The sequence below is a fragment of the Marinitoga sp. 1135 genome, from assembly GCF_013363245.1.
Lineage (GTDB): Bacteria > Thermotogota > Thermotogae > Petrotogales > Petrotogaceae > Marinitoga > Marinitoga piezophila.
The window spans coordinates 35,872-53,195 of sequence record NZ_LBEZ01000025.1; the positions used below are offsets into that span (position 1 = coordinate 35,872).

Annotated in this window: 14 protein-coding genes and 1 pseudogene; 7 read left to right on the top strand and 8 right to left on the bottom strand. The window is 33.6% G+C overall.

The annotated features are described in order from the left end of the window. The first annotated feature begins 13 nt into the window (after positions 1 to 13). The 7 genes and pseudogenes from XO10_RS09780 to XO10_RS09805 all read left to right on the top strand — a co-directional run bounded on the left by XO10_RS09780 (position 14) and on the right by XO10_RS09805 (position 8,710). Entirely contained in the window at positions 14 to 1,870 is a 1,857-nt protein-coding gene (locus tag XO10_RS09780; protein ID WP_175421446.1) for an ABC transporter substrate-binding protein, read from the top strand. Between the two features lie 235 nt (positions 1,871 to 2,105). Beyond that, the gene (locus XO10_RS09785) at positions 2,106 to 3,941 is read left to right on the top strand and encodes an ABC transporter substrate-binding protein (protein ID WP_175421447.1); all 1,836 of its coding nucleotides are present in this window, start codon (positions 2,106 to 2,108) and stop codon (positions 3,939 to 3,941) included. A gap of 141 nt (positions 3,942 to 4,082) precedes the next feature. Beyond that, positions 4,083 to 5,120: an ABC transporter permease gene (locus tag XO10_RS09790; protein ID WP_014297415.1), complete on the top strand. Its 1,038-nt coding sequence runs from the start codon at positions 4,083 to 4,085 to the stop codon at positions 5,118 to 5,120. A 10-nt stretch (positions 5,121 to 5,130) separates the two neighbouring features. Then, positions 5,131 to 5,241, top strand: a pseudogene (locus XO10_RS10750) (ABC transporter permease); the annotation flags it as partial. Between the two features lie 396 nt (positions 5,242 to 5,637). Continuing rightward, positions 5,638 to 6,501: an ABC transporter permease gene (locus tag XO10_RS10755; RefSeq protein ID WP_368494265.1), complete on the top strand. Its 864-nt coding sequence runs from the start codon at positions 5,638 to 5,640 to the stop codon at positions 6,499 to 6,501. Between the two features lie 17 nt (positions 6,502 to 6,518). Then, positions 6,519 to 7,526 carry an ABC transporter ATP-binding protein gene (locus XO10_RS09800; RefSeq protein WP_014297417.1) on the top strand — a complete coding sequence of 336 codons (1,008 nt, stop codon included), beginning with the start codon at positions 6,519 to 6,521 and terminating at the stop codon, positions 7,524 to 7,526. Beyond that, positions 7,526 to 8,710, top strand: coding sequence for an ABC transporter ATP-binding protein (locus XO10_RS09805; protein WP_014297418.1), 1,185 nt, complete (start codon positions 7,526 to 7,528; stop codon positions 8,708 to 8,710). The genes XO10_RS09800 and XO10_RS09805 overlap by 1 nt, the downstream gene beginning before the upstream one ends. Before the next feature lie 39 nt (positions 8,711 to 8,749). Here the strand turns inward: XO10_RS09805 and XO10_RS09810 are convergent, their stop codons facing one another. From XO10_RS09810 to XO10_RS10530, 8 genes are all read right to left on the bottom strand, one after another. Further along, positions 8,750 to 9,862: an NADP-dependent isocitrate dehydrogenase gene (locus tag XO10_RS09810; RefSeq protein ID WP_175421448.1), complete on the bottom strand. Its 1,113-nt coding sequence runs from the start codon at positions 9,860 to 9,862 to the stop codon at positions 8,750 to 8,752. A gap of 813 nt (positions 9,863 to 10,675) precedes the next feature. Next, positions 10,676 to 11,725: a glutamate 5-kinase gene (gene proB / locus XO10_RS09815; RefSeq protein WP_014297420.1), complete on the bottom strand. Its 1,050-nt coding sequence runs from the start codon at positions 11,723 to 11,725 to the stop codon at positions 10,676 to 10,678. A gap of 3 nt (positions 11,726 to 11,728) precedes the next feature. Further along, positions 11,729 to 12,973: a glutamate-5-semialdehyde dehydrogenase gene (locus XO10_RS09820; RefSeq protein ID WP_075780758.1), complete on the bottom strand. Its 1,245-nt coding sequence runs from the start codon at positions 12,971 to 12,973 to the stop codon at positions 11,729 to 11,731. 14 nt (positions 12,974 to 12,987) lie between these two features. Further along, positions 12,988 to 13,767: a pyrroline-5-carboxylate reductase gene (proC, locus tag XO10_RS09825; RefSeq protein WP_175418543.1), complete on the bottom strand. Its 780-nt coding sequence runs from the start codon at positions 13,765 to 13,767 to the stop codon at positions 12,988 to 12,990. Positions 13,768 to 13,773: 6 nt separating this feature from the next. Continuing rightward, positions 13,774 to 14,271, bottom strand: a complete 498-nt coding sequence (locus XO10_RS09830; RefSeq protein WP_075780825.1) for a 3-isopropylmalate dehydratase small subunit — start codon at positions 14,269 to 14,271, stop codon at positions 13,774 to 13,776. Positions 14,272 to 14,273: 2 nt separating this feature from the next. Next, positions 14,274 to 15,521, bottom strand: coding sequence for a 3-isopropylmalate dehydratase large subunit (locus tag XO10_RS09835; RefSeq protein ID WP_175421449.1), 1,248 nt, complete (start codon positions 15,519 to 15,521; stop codon positions 14,274 to 14,276). Then, complete coding sequence (locus tag XO10_RS09840; protein WP_175421450.1) at positions 15,514 to 16,638, bottom strand: citrate/2-methylcitrate synthase; 1,125 nt, start codon at positions 16,636 to 16,638, stop codon at positions 15,514 to 15,516. The genes XO10_RS09835 and XO10_RS09840 overlap by 8 nt, the downstream gene beginning before the upstream one ends. Before the next feature lie 369 nt (positions 16,639 to 17,007). Continuing rightward, complete coding sequence (locus XO10_RS10530; protein WP_217671716.1) at positions 17,008 to 17,322, bottom strand: hypothetical protein; 315 nt, start codon at positions 17,320 to 17,322, stop codon at positions 17,008 to 17,010. Between the last annotated feature and the right edge of the window lie 2 nt (positions 17,323 to 17,324).

Below are 17,324 nucleotides of genomic sequence, written 5' to 3' on the forward strand. Positions count from 1 at the left end.
GGGAGGGGTAAAAGTGAGAAAGTTTTTATTGGTAGGGGTTTTGATTATTGCTATTTTGTCTTTTGCTGCAGTAAAGGATCCAGAAACATTAGTAAGCTTAGCTATTGGTGATCCAAGTACTTTGGATCCACATAGGGCATATGACCTTGCAAGTGGAGAGGTTATATACAATGTTTATGATATGCTTCTTGAATATGATGGATCCAGTTTAAGCAAATTTTTGCCAAGATTAGCAGAAGAAGTGCCAACAGTTGAAAATGGATTAATTTCACCAGATGGAAAAACATACAAATTCAAAATTAGAAAAGGTGTTAAATTCCACAGTGGAAACGAATTAACACCATATGATGTTGAATACACCTTTGAAAGAGCATTAATAGGTGATCCAGGGGGAGGACCTATCTGGATGTTCTATGAAGTATTCTTTGGTAAATACTTTGGATTAAAAGATGCTGTAAAGGGATTAACAGGTCATGCTTGGTCAGAATTAGTTAATATTGATACCGGAGAACCAACAAGTCCTGAAGCAAAAAAGATTCTTGAAGATTTCTACAAAAAATATATCGATCCTGTAGTAGAAGTTGATGGAGATTATGTAGTATTTCATTTAGCAGAACCAAAAGCATACTTTTTAAACATTATTACAGGTTCTTCCTGGGGTGCAATTTTAGATAGTAAAAAGGCTAAAGAAATTGGATTATGGGATGGAAAGGTAGACGGATGGTGGAAATATCATGACTGGAAAAAAGAAGATTCACCGTTACATTTAACAGAAATAGGTTCAGGACCATATATTCTTGACAGATGGGATAGAACAGAAGGTAAAGTTATATTAAAAGCATTTGAAGACTACTGGAGAGGACCAGCAAAATTAAAGAATATAGTAATATGGGTTGTATCTGAATGGTCAACAAGAAAAGCAATGCTTGAAAAAGGTGATGCAGATGTTGTTATAGCTCCAACCCAGTATTTGTCACAATTAAGGGATAATCCGGATATAGAAATAATAGATAACTTACCAAGAGCAACAGTGAATACAATAAGTTTTATCTGGCGGGTAAAAGCAGGTTCACCATATGCAGGAAGTGGAAAACTTGACGGTAAAGGTATACCACTTGATTTCTTCTCAGATAAAAATGTAAGATTGGCATTCTTAAGGTCAATAAATTATCAGAAGATAATAGATGATGTTATGGATGGATATGGTATGATTGTACCTGCAATATTGCCTAAAGGATTCTTGGGATATGATGATTCATTACCAAAACCAAGATTTAGCATTGAAGAAGCAACAAAATACTTCAAGAGAGCATTTAGAGGTCAGTTATGGAGAAAAGGATTTAAAATGATAGTATTGTATAACACAGGAAACGAAACAAGACAGAAAACAGCAGAATTATTAGCAGATACATTAAAACAGATAAATCCAAAATTCCAGATAGAGACAAGAGGAGTTCAATGGCCAACATATCTTGATGCAAGAAAGAACAGTAAAATACCTATTTATATAGGTGGTTGGGTTGCAGACTATCCAGATCCAAACAACTTTATTTACACATTCTATCACAGCAATGGAACATATGGAAGTTTCTTTGGAGAAAAATATAAGGTATTTGCAAATAAACCACAGGCATTCTTTGGTGGAAAATCATTGAATCAAATGATAGAAGATGCAGTTGCAGAAACAAATCCAGCTAAGAGACAGGAAATGTATGTAAAAATTCAGCAATTTGTTATAAGAGAAGGTATAGGAGCACCATTATTCCAGACAATAGGAGTAAGAGTTCAGAGATCTTGGGTTAAAGGTTGGGTGCCAAATCCTATAAGACCAGGTGACGATTATTACAAAATGTGGAAATCAGATAAATAATTTTTAACGCAAAAGAGGCGGGAAAATCCGCCTCTTTTTATAAAATAAGGAGAATATGAAAGAAATTTCATTATAATAAGTTTTTTTAATTTATTTAGATTTATTATAATGAAATACGAACGAAAATAATGTTGTCCCTTCTTAATCTATAAGAAACTTTGATAAAGTATTTGTAATTTTTGAATTTTTGTGGTAAAATATATCCGGAATAAATTTTATACAAGGAGGGGACTGTATGAAGAAACTTTTAGTGGCACTTTTAGTGGTAGTTTCAGTGTTTGCATTTGCTACAGTTATGAACCCCGATACAATCGTTGACTTAACAATCGGGGAACCAAGTACATTAGATCCACATCAGGCTTATGATACAGCTAGTGGAGAAGTTATTTTTAACGTTTATGACAACCTTATTGAATATGTTGGTTCAAGCTTGAGCGAATTTGCTCCAAGAATAGCTGAATCATGGGAAGTAAACGGAAACACAGTTAAATTTAAAATTAGAAAAGGTGTTAAATTCCACAGCGGAAACGAATTAACACCATACGATGTTGAATACACATTCGAAAGAGCATTAATAGGAAATCCTAACGGAGGACCTATCTGGATGTTCTACGAAGTATTCTTCGGAGATTACTTCAGTTTAAAATCAGCAGTTAGAGGATTAACAGGTCACTCATGGAATGAATTAGTAAATCCAGAAACAAAAGAACCTGTTAACGATGAAGCAAAACAGATCTTATTAGACTTCTACAAAAAATACATCGATTCAAAAGTTGAAGTTCAGGGAGATTATGTAATTTTCCATTTAGCATCACCAAAAGCTTATTTCTTAAACATTATTGCTCAGGGTTCATCATGGGGAGCAATTTTAGACAGCAAAGCTGCTAAGGACTTAGGATTATGGGACGGTAAAGCAGATGGATGGTGGAAATTCCACGACTGGAAAAAAGAATCTTCACCATTATACGCAAAAGAAATCGGTTCAGGTCCATATGAATTAGTAGAATGGAACAGAGCAGAACAGAAAGTTATCTTAAAAGCATTCGATGAATACTGGAGAGGTCCAGCTAAGATAAAGAATGTAGTTATCTGGGGTATTGACGAATGGTCAACAAGAAAAGCTATGTTAGAAAAAGGTGAAGCAGATATCGCAGCAGTTCCAACACAATACTTAGATCAGGTAAGAGGAAATCCTGATTTAGAAGTTATTGAAGGATTACCAAGCGTATCAGTTACAACACTTAACTTCAACTGGCAGGTAAAACCAGATTCACCATATATCGGAAGCGGAAAATTAGACGGACAGGGTATTCCTGTAGACTTCTTTGCAGACAAAAACGTAAGATTAGGTTTCATTGCTTCATTTGATTACCAGAAGATGATTGATGAAGTATTAAACGGATTTGGTGAATTAGTACCTACAGCATTACCAAAAGGATTCTTGGGTTACGACGATAACTTACCAAAACCAAAATATGACTTAACAGCAGCAACAAGATACTTCAAGAGAGCATTCAGAGGGCAACTCTGGAGAAAAGGATTCAAAATGACAGTTCTTTACAACACAGGTAACGAAACAAGACAGAAATCAGCAGAATTATTAGCAGACTCATTAAAGAAAATCAATCCTAAATTCCAGGTTGAAGCAAGAGGTGTTCAGTGGCCAACATTCTTAGATGCAAAAAAGAACGGTAAAATGCCACTGTATTTACTTGGATGGTTAGCTGACTATCCAGATCCAAACAACTTTATTTACCCATTCTACCACAGTGATGGTGACTTTGGTTACTACTTTGGAGACAAATATGCAGAATTTGCAAACAAACCACAGGCATTCTTTGGCGGTAAATCATTGAACCAGATGATTATCGATGCTGCATCTGCAACAAATCCAAAAGTTAGGGAAGAACTATACATTAAGATTCAGAAATTTGTAATTAGAGAAGGATTAGGCGTACCTCTTTTTCAGCCAATTGGTGTAAGGGTACACAGAAAATGGTTAAAAGGTTGGTATCCAAACGCAATTAGACCAGGTGACGATTATTACAGATATTACAAATCAGACGAATAATTGAAAAATATTTCATTATTTATAATTAAATTCGTATAAAGGGGAGGGGTTGAACCCTCTCCTTATTTTTTTGAATTTTTAATGTTATGTTTATATGATATAATAAAATGGTTTTTAATTTATTAAGATGGAGGTGTAGTTATGACGGCGTATATTATAAGGAGATTATTATTGTTGCCTCTTATAGTATTTGGGGTAACATTAATAGTTTTCGGAATGATGCAGCTTCTTGGTGAAGACCAATTACTTGCTGCATATGTTGATCCAAATACATTGGATAAAATGTCTGTTGAAGAAATGGAATTGATCAAACACAAATATGGGCTTGATCAGGATCCAGTAACAAGATATTTAAAATGGATGGAAAGTGTAGCAAAAGGTGATCTTGGCTGGTCAATAGTTGGTAAAGAACCAGTTAAAGACGCTATTTTACACAGATTACCATCTACAGTTGAATTAGCATTATACGCAATATTCCCAATAATTGGAGTTGGTATATGGCTTGGTGTTCAGGCGGCACTGCATCATAATAAATGGCAGGATCACGTTATAAGAATTTTTTCAATTGTAGGGTGGTCATTTCCAGACTTTGTATTTGGTTTGCTTATAATTCTCGTATTTTATAGTGTTCTTGGATGGTTCCCCCCTGGAAAAATTAGTCTGTGGGCAGAAAGAGTTATTAACTCCCCGGACTTTCATCAATATACAAAGCTTGTAACTATTGATGCATTATTAAATGGAAGATTTGATATATTCTGGGATGGCTTAAGACATTTAATAGGCCCAATCCTCACATTATCATATTTATGGTGGGCATATCTTATTAGAATCACTCGTTCATCAATGATGGAAGTATTAAGAAAAGATTATGTAAGAACTGCAAGGGCAAAAGGATTACCAGAAAAGGTTGTTATTCACAAACATGCTAAAAGAAATGCATTAATCCCTGTTGCAACCGTTGCAGGTTCAATGATTATCGGTCTTATAATGGGGGTTATTATCGTTGAAACAATTTTTGTAAGACCTGGTATAGGAAGTTTTGCTGCAAAAGCAGCAGGACAACTTGACTATGCATCTATAATGGGTATGTTGTTATTTTCATCATTGATTTTGATTCTTGGTAATTTGATAATCGACATATCATACGCATTAATCGATCCAAGAATTAGATACGAGTGAGGTGATTGAAGTGAATGAAGAAATCAAGAGATCGTTAAGAAAGTTCTATAGAAACCCTTCAGCGATGTTGGGATTAATATTATTAATATTCTTTATTCTTGTTGCAGCATTTGCACCATTATTGGCTCCACCACAAATACCAATAGATCCTGAAATAGAAAATATGGAAAGCATGATTTCTCAGCTTGAAGAGAAAAAGGATCCTGCAATTATAGATGATTTAATTGCATCATTTGATGATTATTATGAATTTACATATGGATTTTATAGAGATTATATAGATGATATTAAAAACTTAAAATCAACATTAAAAGCATATCAAAGTACAAAAAGCGAAAAGAATTATAATAAACTTATAGAACAACTCACACCTTTAACAGAAGATTATATTCTCGATACATCATATATTGAAAATATTGAAAAAAATGTTGATAAACCAAAAGAATTAAATGCAGCAATAAAGGATCTTGAAAAAGCTATAACTTCATTTGAGAAAAAATATGATATTGCAATAAAAATGAGTGAAGAATTAGATGAATTAAAAACAAAAAAATCATCAGTTGATAAATTCCTTCCAGCAGTTAAGTCATACTTTAAAAAACTCAAAAAGGACTATATAAAAAGTCTTAATTACGATCCATATATTATGCCTATTATTACATATGAAAGTGCTCCAGTGCCACCATCAAAAGAACATCCATTTGGTATAAGTAATGGAAGGGACATATATTATGGTGTTGTTTGGGGTACAAGAACAGGATTTAAAATTGGTTTGACAGTTGTTACCATTGCAACAATAATAGGTTTGTTTATAGGTTCAGTATCCGCATATTTCGGTGGATGGGTTGATGAAATATTAATGAGAATTACAGATATTTTTATGTCAGTTCCATTTATGCTATCAGCTATGGTTTTAACAACAATACTTGGAACAGGTCTTGATAAAGTTATGATTGCCATGATTGTATTTGGATGGATGGGTTCAGCAAGGCTTATAAGGGGTAATATCCTTCAGGCTAAAAATGATCAATATGTTTTAGCTGCAAAAGCACTTGGTGTACCTGACTGGAAAATAATCATAAAACACATTCTTCCAAATACAATATTCCCTGTTGTAATTCAGGCATCAATGAGAATTGGTTCTATGGTTATCACAGCTGCTGTATTGAGTTTCTTGGGTGTTGGTGCTCCACAGGGATATGCTGACTGGGGATCAATACTTAACTATGCAAGAAACTGGATATTAGGTGGTTCTGATAGTGCATTGCAGTACTGGTATACTGTTACATATCCAGGTACAGCAATGGTATTATTCGTTTTGGCATGGAACCTTGTTGGTGACGCATTAAGGGATATCTTTGATCCGAAATTACGCGGATAATTGAAAGGAGGCAAACAATGAAAGACCCAATTTTAAAGGTCGATAATTTACATACATATTTCGATACAGAAGACGGAGAAGTAAGAGCAGTAAGAGGCGTTTCTTTTGAAGTATATGAAGGAGAAACAATTTCTATAGTTGGTGAATCAGGTTCCGGTAAATCTGTAACTTCATTGAGTATAATGAGATTATTAGATGAAAATGGAAGAATTGCAGATGGTCAGATATTATATAAAGGTACAGATTTAACAAAGCTTTCAGACGAAGAAATGAGACATATTAGAGGTAAAGAAATTGCAATGATCTTCCAGGAACCAATGACAGCTTTAAACCCTGTATTTACAATTGGTGATCAGATAATAGAAATGGTTATGTTGCATTTAGGCCTTGACGAAAAGGCTGCAAGGGAAAGAGCAATTGACCTTTTAAGAAAGGTTGGTATTCCTGAACCAGAAAAACGTGTTGACCAATATCCACATGAACTTTCTGGTGGTATGAGACAAAGGGCAATGATTGCTATGGCTCTTTCATGTAATCCAAAGGTATTAATTGCCGATGAACCTACAACAGCGCTTGACGTTACAATTCAGGCTCAAATTCTTGAATTAATGAAGGAATTACAGAAAGAATATGGAATGGCTATTATCTTCATCACACACGACCTTGGTGTTGTTGCTGAAATGTCAGATAAAGCAGCAGTTATGTATGCAGGTAAAATAGTTGAATATGGTGATATTGTATCCATATTCAAAAAGCCAAGAAATCCATACACATGGGGATTAATGAGATCAATACCAAAAATCAATGAAGAAGTAGATAGATTGGTTTCAATTCCGGGAACAGTTCCAAATCCAAGAAGATTCCCTAAAGGATGTGGATTTTCAAACAGATGTTTCCTTGCTAAAGAAAGATGTAAGGATGAAATGCCTGAATTAGTAGAAGTAGAACCAGGCCATTATTCAAGATGTTTCTACATCGATGAATTGGTTAAAGAAGTGGAAAAAGCAAGGGCAGGTGAAAATTAATGTCTCAGGAAAATAAAAAAGTATTATTACAGGTTGATAATCTAAAAAAATACTTCCCTGTAAGAGCAGGTGTTTTTAAAAGAGTAGTTGCACATGTTCAAGCTGTTGATGATATTACATTTAAAGTATATGAAGGAGAAACAATAGGTCTCGTTGGTGAATCAGGTTGTGGTAAAAGTACAACTGGTATGACAATTTTAAGATTATTAAACCCAACAGCAGGTAGAATAATAGTTGATGGCCTTGATACCACACCATTATTCTTACCAAGATCAAGGGCAAACAAATACATCAAAGAATGGTATGTAGATAGATTCAATAAATTATTACACGAAAAGAAAACAGAAGATGAAGTAATTAAATCATTAGATGATGAACTTGATAGAAAATATGCAAAGATTTACTTTGATAAAGGAGCACATGGGTTAAGACATGAAATGCTCTCAGATTTAGGAGATAAAAGAAAATGGTTCAGAAGAAATATGCAAATCATCTTCCAGGATCCATATTCATCGTTAAACCCAAGAATGAGAATTAAAAATATAATTGCTGAAGGATTGCACACACACGGTCTTGTAAGCAGCAATGCAGAAGCAACAGAAATAGTAAAAGACCTTCTTGAAAAGGTTGGATTATCCTCAGAATACCTTTACAGATTCCCACACGAATTCTCAGGAGGTCAAAGACAGAGAATTGGTATTGCAAGGGCACTTGCATTAAATCCAAAACTTATTGTAGCTGACGAAGCTGTTTCAGCTCTTGACGTTTCAATTCAGTCACAGGTTATAAACCTATTAGAAGATTTACAAAAAGAATTTAAATTAACATATGTATTTATTGCTCACGACTTAGCAGTTGTTAAACACATCAGTGACAGAATTGCAGTTATGTATCTCGGTAAAATCGTTGAACTTGCTGATAAAAAGGAATTATTTGACAATCCAATGCATCCATATACAGTTTCACTTATGTCAGCAATTCCAATTCCAGATCCTGAATACAAGAAAAAGAGAATTATACTTAAAGGGGACGTTCCAAGTCCTATTAATCCACCAAGTGGTTGTAGATTCCATCCAAGATGTCCAATTGCAAAAGACATCTGTGCTAAAAAAGAACCACCACTTGTTACACTTGAAAATGGACATCAGGTTGCATGTCACTTCGCAGGACAATTTAAAGGATAATAATAGAAATAACTCCCGAAAAAATCGGGAGTTATTTTTTTAATTAAAATTTTCTATAATCTTCGCAGCAAATTTAACTGCAGACACAGGATTATCAGGCATAATATCCTTTGTTGCAATGCCTGATTTTATACATTTTTTCAACGAATTTTCAATTAAACTCGAAACTTCTTTCATTTCAAGATATTCAAACATCATAACCCCTGATAATATTAATGAAGTTGGATTAGCCATTTTTGGATCTTTAATTGCCGGTGCAGTGCCGTGGGTTGGTTCAAAAAGGGCAATTTCATCGCCAATATTTCCTCCCGGAACAATACCAATTCCACCTACCTGAGCAGCCGCTGCATCAGAAAGATAATCACCATTTAAATTTGGAGTAACTAAAATATCGTATTTTTCGGGTTTTAACAATAATTGCTGGAACATATTATCGGCAATTACATCATTTATCTCAATTGAATTTTTATCTATTAAATCCTTATGTTCTTCAGCAACCTCATAACACCACTTTCTGAAATTACCTTCTGTATATTTCATTATATTTCCTTTATGAACAATAGTTATTTTTTTTCTATTATTTTTTATTGCATAATCAATCGCCATTTTCATAAGTCTTTTTGTTCTAAACTCACTTATTGGCTTTATTCCAATTGAGGCATTATGCAGATTAATCTTAAATTTTTCATTAAGAAATTCTATAACCTCAATTGCCTCCTTGCTGTTTTCTTCCCATTCTATTCCAGCATAAACGTCCTCTGTGTTCTCCCTGAAAATTACAATATCCACATTTTCTGGAGATTTAACAGGAGCTTTTATACCGGGAATATATTTCACAGGTCTAATACATGCATATAAATCGAGTTTTTGCCTTAAAGCCACATTTAAACTTCTATAACCGCTTCCAACAGGTGTTTCAAGCGGTCCTTTTATTCCAACCTTAACCTCTTTTAATTTTTTAAGCGTTTCATCTGGCAACAAAGAACCATTTTTTTCTAAAGACTTTTTCCCGGCATAAGCCTCTATCCAGTTAATCTTTTTAGAACCATTATAAACATACCCAACAGCAGCATTCCATACCTTCATAGCCGCTTCCATAACAAACGGCCCAATACCGTCTCCTTCTATATAAACAATATCAATTATCTCCATGCTTTCTCCCTCCCTAAAATTGGAAATTTTTTCCAAAAAAAGTTGTGATGCTCTTTGAAAGTAGAAAAATAAAAACTTATTGGCCGTTGCAGACTCACCTCCATGTTCGCCCTTTTGGTTGTAGATTGAAAAAATAAAAGTTCATTCATACGACTTGAGTGTTGATCTTTGAAAATATTTTTGAAAAAAGAAAAATAATGTTCATTCAAACGGCAAGAATTTCTGATCCTTGCTCCATTTGAAAATTCGGGCACGCTCAGACACTTCGTCCATGAAGTGCTTCGCTTTCCAAAACCTCCTGTTTTTCCAACCCGAATTTTCTGCATTCCGCTGCGGGAAATTCTTAGTTTTCATTCACATTATTTTTCTTTTTTCTTTATATATACAATCGGGCGCTCTGCGAGTATTCATTCACTTTTATTTTTTTCAACTTATTTGTATATTTCCACTGCGGAAAATTATATAATAAGAAAATAGAAATAATAATATGAGTGAAGGCTTGAAATTTCCTGAACGGAGATATTGCGTGAGCCGGAACAACAAAAATATTGGGAAAAATAAAAACGAATGAAGACTCGAAGAACGCCCGAAAAAACTGCGAATGAAGAGGGACAAAAAAACAGGATGTTTTTTTGAGCGAAGCTTCCCCAGGGATGGGGAATCTGAGCGCCCCAGCGTATATGAGCAGTTTTTGAGGATCAGCGTTCGAGCTGTCTGAAAGAGTTTTTATTTTTCACAATGATAAAAAATTTCACCTGTCTGAACGAATATTATTATTTCTTTTTGAAAATAAAAGAACGACCATTGACGATTTCAAAAAATCACCATATTATCAACATGAATAAACTCATCATAATCAAAATTTCCAATTTTAGCAATATCCCCGCTTTTTTTTCCACAAATCACAACAGCATCCTCAGCAGAATAATTAGGAATCCCTTTCCCAATAAGCTTATTATTAAAATAAATATTCACCGGCTCACCCTTTTCAAAATTTCCTTCTATCTTTTCAATTCCAACAGGCAACAAACTCTTCTTATTCATCAACGCATCCCTTGCGCCCTTATTGATAAACACCTTTCCTCTGCTTTTTGACAAAAAAGCAATCCATGCTTTTTTCCCTTTCAATTTTTTATCAGGCATAAAAACAGTACCAACATTTTTACCTGAAACAAACTCCTTTATATTCTCCAGCTTATTTCCATTGCAAATACATGTCTTTATTCCAGAAGCTGCTGCAGATAAACCTGCATCGATTTTTGTTGAAATTCCTCCTGTTCCCAAAGATGTCTTTTTAAACTCTTTTATCTGAATATTTTTATCATAAACCTTAATTACATCTCCATTTTCATCCAATACGCCATCAACAGAGGTTAAAAGCATTAATCCATCTGCACCCCAGCCAATTGCAAATTGTGAAGAAAGCCTGTCATTATCGCCAAATTTAATCTCATCAGTTGAAATAGTATCATTTTCATTTATTATAGGAATAATTCCAAATTGATTTAATCCAATGAGTGTATTTTTCAGGTTTATAAATCTTTTTCTATTATAAAAATCATCTGCAGTCAATAAAATTTGGGCGATTTTCTTATTATGAAAATCAAAAGCATTTTCATATATCTTCATTAATTGTACCTGGCCCACAGCACATAAAGCCTGTTTTTGCGCAAGGCTTTTTAAAGGATGCAACTTTAAATACTGCAATCCCGCCGCATTGGCTCCTGAAGAAACAAGCACAACCTTTTTGCCTTCTTCTATTAGTTCTGAGATTATATAACTGAGTTTTATTATATACTTTTTGTTTATATCATTATTCTTTATTAATAAATTACTTCCAACCTTTATCACAATCTTTTCCATATATTAACCCCTCACATCATAATTGCCCTGTATAACAAACTTATATGTTGTAAGTTCCTTTAATCCAACAGGACCTCTTGCATGCATTTTTTGAGTGCTAATTCCCATTTCTGCACCCATTCCGAACTCACCGCCATCTGTAAATCTCGTTGAAGCATTTATATAAACAGCTGCAGAATCTATTTCTTCCACAAATTTCATAGCATTTAAATAATCTTCTGTAAGAATTGACTCAGAATGTCCAGTTGAATAGGTTTTGATATGCGATATAGCTTCATCTAAATCATTTACAACCTTAATTGACAGAATCAAATCGAGATATTCCGTAGCCCAATCTTCTTCTGTTGCAGATTTTACATCAATATGTTTTAATACCTCTTCACATCCTCTTATTTCAACATTCTTCTCTTCAAGCCTTTTCTTCAAATCAGGCAATATCTTTGAAGCAATATCTTTATGAATTAGCACAGTTTCAACTGTATTGCATGTTCCAGGTCTTTGTGTCTTTGCATTGTCTATAATATCAATGGATTTCATAACATCAGCGCTTTCATCAACAAAAATGTGACATATTCCAACGCCGGTTTCCAGAACAGGAACTGTAGAATTTTTTACAACAAAGTCAATAAGCCCTTTTCCGCCTCTTGGAATAACAAGGTCAAGATACTCATTTAATTTAAGCATTTCATTTACCAATGCTCTGTCGGTATTTTCTATTAATTCAACAGAATTTTCAGGAATGCCGGAATTTTTCAACCCTTCTTTAATAACCTTAACAAGTGCCTTGTTTGAATTAATTGCATCGGAACCCCCACGCAACAAAACTGTATTTCCTGATTTTAAAGCAAGAATTGTGGCATCTACAGTAACATTAGGTCTTGACTCGTATATTATTCCAATTACTCCAAGTGGAACTCTCATTTTGCTTATTCTAATTCCATCTTCTCTTAAAAATGAATCAAATATTTCACCAACAGGATCCTTAAGATTAATAACCGTATTACATGAGTCAATCATGCCCTTTATCCTTTTTTCATTTAAGGCAAGCCTGTCAACCAATGCTTCTTTAACGCCATTTTTTCTTGCAATGTCAACATCTTTTTTATTTTCAGACAATATATAATCCATATTTTTTTCAAGAGCTATAGCAATTTGTTGAATAGCTTCATTTTTTTCTTTGGCCTTTGTTTTCTTTAAAAAATCAGAAGCAGATTTTAAATTCTTTGCTTTTTCTATTAATTCATTCATTATAATCACCTCGCTTACAATTTTTTGTTTTTTAAATATGCCTCTTCAATTGCCTTCATTATTGAACCTTTTACTGTCGCTTTATCCATTTCATATAATCCTTTTATGGTTACCCCACCTGGTGAAGAAACCATATATTTCAACTCCGAGAGTTTTAACTCTTCATTTTTTAAATATTCCAATGTTCCCATAAAAGTATTTGCTACAATCTTTAATGAATCATCGTGGGACAATCCAATATTTATACCGCTTTCAAGAAAACTTTCTATTATATATGCAACAAAAGCAGGACCGCTGCTATTTAAAACAGTAAATGCATCAAACTTCTTTTCCTCAATTTCAAGCACTTCTCCGAGGTTTGAAAGTATTGATTTTACATCGCTAACTATATTTTCCGGTATTGCAGGATTATATGCAATTGCAGTAGTGCCCAATCCTGAATTTGAAATAACAGTTGGCATTATTCTGAAAATATTCTTTTTGCCTGATAATTCATATAAATCATCCAGAGTCTTTCCAGCAGCGGTGCTGATAATATATCTGTTCTCTTCTGATAAATCCTTGATTTTATCAAACACATTTTTTAAATGAACAGGTTTTACAGAAACAAAAGTAAATATCGCCTTTTCGTATACCTTTGAAATTTCATCTTCTATATGTATATTTTCACCTTCATATTTTTTAATTCTTTCTTTGTTTACATCATAGATATACAATTCATATTCTTTATTAATTGAAAATCTTTTTACAAGCATACTTCCAATATTACCAATGCCTATAATTCCAATCTTCATATCATATCACACTCCATAATCTCCATATTTTTTTATATATTCATCAATTCCACCAATTTCGAGTATTTTATTAACAAATTCAGGAAAAGGAATAAAATGATACTTTTTATCCTGAGTAATATTTTCAATAACTCCAAGCTTTGTATCAACCTTGATAATATCCCCTTCGTTAAATTCATCGACTTCCTTTAATTCAATAACAGGCAGTCCAATATTAATTGAATTTCTGTAAAAAATCCTTGCAAATGATTTTGCAATAACGCATGAAACACCTGCAACCTTTATAATCCTTGGTGCATGTTCCCTTGAAGAACCAAGCCCGAAATTATTTCCACCAATAATAATGTCTCCTTTTTCAACACTTTTTGCAAAGTCTTCTCTTGCATCCTCTAAAACATGTTTTGCCAATTCCGGAAGATTTGATCTTAAATGGAAATATCTTCCCGGTGCTATATGATCAGTTGAAATATTATCGCCGAATTTCCATACTCTTCCTTTAAAAATCATTATATTACCTCCCTTGGATCTGTAATATACCCTGTTAATGCGCTGGCAGCAGCTGTTGCAGGAGAACAGAGATATATTTCAGAATCAGGATTTCCTGCTCTTCCGTGGAAATTTCTATTTTGTGTTGATAGTACTTTCTCACCGTCAGCCGGGACGCCAGCATGAACGCCAACACATGGGCCACAACCTGGAGGCAATATAGTAGCTCCTGCTTCAATAAATGTGGAAATTAAGCCTTCTTGTAATGCCTGTAAATAAATCTTTTTTGAGGCAGGGGCTATTATTAATCTAATATCCTTATCTTTTTTCTTTCCTTTTAATATTGAAGCAACAATTCTCAAATCCTCCATCCTTCCATTTGTACACGTTCCAATATATATTTGATCAATTTTAACACCTTTTGCGTCGTTTATATTTCTTGTATTATCTACAGTATGAGGGAATGAAACCTGAGGTTCTATTTCAGACAGATCAATTTCAATAACCTTTTCATAACTTGCATCTTCATCGGGGAATAATTCCTTGAATTCATCTTCCCTCCCCTGATTTTTCATATATTCCTTTGTAATTTCATCAGCAGGGAACAATCCAACCTTTGCACCTGCTTCAACTGCCATATTTGAAATGGTTAGTCTTGATTCCATTGATAATGTTTTTATACCATCGCCTGAGAACTCTAAAGCCTTATAAGTGGCGCCGTCAGCACCTATCATGCCTATAAGATAAAGAATTATATCCTTGGCATATACACCTTTGTTTAATTTATTCTTTAATACAATCTTATATGTTTCAGGAACCTTTAGCCATACCTTTCCAAGACCATATGCAAGAGAAATATCTGTTGAACCCATTCCTGTTGCAAAAGCAGCAAATGCCCCAGCGGTACATGAATGTGAATCGGCACCGACAATTAAATCTCCTGGTTTTGCATATTCCTCAGCTACAATTTGATGTGATATTCCTTCGCCAATATCATATATTTCCGCATCTGTTTTTTTACAAAAATTTCTTAATTTTTTCTGCGTATTTGAAAGTTCTTTTCTTGGACTTGGTGAAGCATGATCTATAAAAACGAGAGATTTAGTGCTTACATTTTTAAAATTCATATTTTCAAATTGATCAACGGTTAAAGGCCCGGTTCCATCCTGAACAAAAGCAAGATCAACATTGGCAATTATAATTTCGCCGGGTATTACATCTTTGCCTACATGCATGCTGAGTATTTTCTCTGCAAGTGTTTTACCCATTTATTTCAACTCCCTTCATATCCTTATATTTCAAATCTTTTGGTCCATTATAAATAGAGCGCGGTCTGAAAATTCTGTTATTCTTTCTGTATTCCATTGCATGTGCAGTCCAACCTACAATTCTTGCCATGGCAAAAATCGTTGTGAAAAATTCCTTTGGAATGCCAAAGTGGTTATAGAGAATACCAGAATAAAAATCCACATTTGGATAAATATTCTTATCCTTAAACCTTTTTACCACAACATCTTCAACCTTTACGGCAATATCAAAAAAATCAACCTTCTCATGAGCAGAAATTTCCTGAACCCATTTTTTTAGAATTCTTGCCCTTGGATCATATGTTTTATAAATTCTGTGTCCAAATCCCATTATCTTTTTCTTGTTTCTAATGAGATTATCAATATATTCAGGAACTTTTTCTATATCTCCTATTTCTTCCAGCATTTCAAGCACCTTTTCATTTGCTCCGCCGTGTAATGGTCCTTTTAATGTGCCTATTGCAGTTGTGATAACTGAATAAATATCAGACAATGTTGATGAGGTTACCGTTGAAGCAAAGGTTGATGCGTTCATTCCCTGTTCCATATGCAGTATCAAAGCCTTATCAAAACATTTTGAATATTCAGGTAATTCACCAAACATCATATACAGGAAATTCTCAGAATGATTGAGATGTTCCTCAGGATAAATAATAGGTAAATTATTTTTTATCCTATACCAATATGCAATAATTGTTGGAATCTTTGCCGTTAAATTAATAGCATTTTCAAGCGTTGAATTATCTTCTTTTGAATACATTCCAAGCATTGAAACAACACTTCGTAAAACAGCCATGGGATGAGCGTTTTCCGGGAATAACCTCATCATTTCCACAATGTTTTCTGGAAGATTTCTCTTTTTTGATAACATTGATTTTATAAAATCCTCTTCATTTTCATTTGGCAAAGAGCCAAACCAGATTAAATATGCTACCTCTTCAAAATATGAGTTTTCAACGAGATCTTCTATTTCAAATCCTCTATACACGAGCTTACCTTTTTCACCGTCTACATAAGATATGGAACTTATTGCAACAGCAACACCCTCAAGACCGTGCTTTAAATCTTCTTTTTTCATCAAATCACCTCCTGATATAGAAAAAAGGCCACACTTTTTATAGTGTGGCCTTTACATTAATCCCTTAAGTTATACAAATAGCATTATACACCGAACTTAAGGTGTTGTGTAAAGACCACACCTTTGGGTTCGGGCTGATTATTTAATGTTTTATTGTTATTTATTGTGTTTAATAGCGATCTCAAAAACATACTAAACTCCTCCATACTATTATTTGAATAAATTCTAACATATAAATTATGAATTGTCAAGTGATTTTTTACAATAATATTTCTGTATATAAAAATCAATAATGTTGTAAAGAAGTATTATAAAAACCTCCTCTTCCTGAGTTGTTTCTATTATCCAGGAAGAGGAGGATTTTATTTTTTAATGTTGATTTTTTAAGATATAATAACTACCTTTTGTTTTGCCGATTTTTTCTAAAATACCTTTTTTAGTTAAATTCTTAAGAATTTCCTTTGCTCTTGTTGATTTTATATTTAATATATTTTCAGCATTTTTTACATTAATTTTTTTGTTTTTAATTACAAAATCATAAATTATTTCTTCTTGAATTGTTAAATCCGTCGGTTTTCCGCCGGTTTTCCGTCGGTTTTCTGTCGGTTTTCCGTCGGTTTTTCGCTGGTTATTCGCTGGTTTTTCAACGGTATTTATTTTTGGTCTGTAAAAAACAATACTCACAA

Excerpts from the sequence above, each read along its gene's own strand:
- XO10_RS09800 (WP_014297417.1), top strand. The coding sequence starts at position 6,519 with ATGAAAGACCCAATTTTAAAGGTCGATAATTTACATACATATTTCGAT.
- XO10_RS09835 (WP_175421449.1), bottom strand. The coding sequence starts at position 15,521 with ATGGGTAAAACACTTGCAGAGAAAATACTCAGCATGCATGTAGGCAAA.
- XO10_RS10755 (WP_368494265.1), top strand. The coding sequence starts at position 5,638 with ATGAGTGAAGAATTAGATGAATTAAAAACAAAAAAATCATCAGTTGAT.
- XO10_RS09840 (WP_175421450.1), bottom strand. The coding sequence starts at position 16,638 with ATGAAAAAAGAAGATTTAAAGCACGGTCTTGAGGGTGTTGCTGTTGCA.
- XO10_RS09785 (WP_175421447.1), top strand. The coding sequence starts at position 2,106 with ATGAAGAAACTTTTAGTGGCACTTTTAGTGGTAGTTTCAGTGTTTGCA.
- XO10_RS09810 (WP_175421448.1), bottom strand. The coding sequence starts at position 9,862 with ATGGAGATAATTGATATTGTTTATATAGAAGGAGACGGTATTGGGCCG.
- XO10_RS09820 (WP_075780758.1), bottom strand. The coding sequence starts at position 12,973 with ATGAATGAATTAATAGAAAAAGCAAAGAATTTAAAATCTGCTTCTGAT.
- XO10_RS09790 (WP_014297415.1), top strand. The coding sequence starts at position 4,083 with ATGACGGCGTATATTATAAGGAGATTATTATTGTTGCCTCTTATAGTA.
- proC (WP_175418543.1), bottom strand. The coding sequence starts at position 13,767 with ATGAAGATTGGAATTATAGGCATTGGTAATATTGGAAGTATGCTTGTA.
- XO10_RS09805 (WP_014297418.1), top strand. The coding sequence starts at position 7,526 with ATGTCTCAGGAAAATAAAAAAGTATTATTACAGGTTGATAATCTAAAA.
- proB (WP_014297420.1), bottom strand. The coding sequence starts at position 11,725 with ATGGAAAAGATTGTGATAAAGGTTGGAAGTAATTTATTAATAAAGAAT.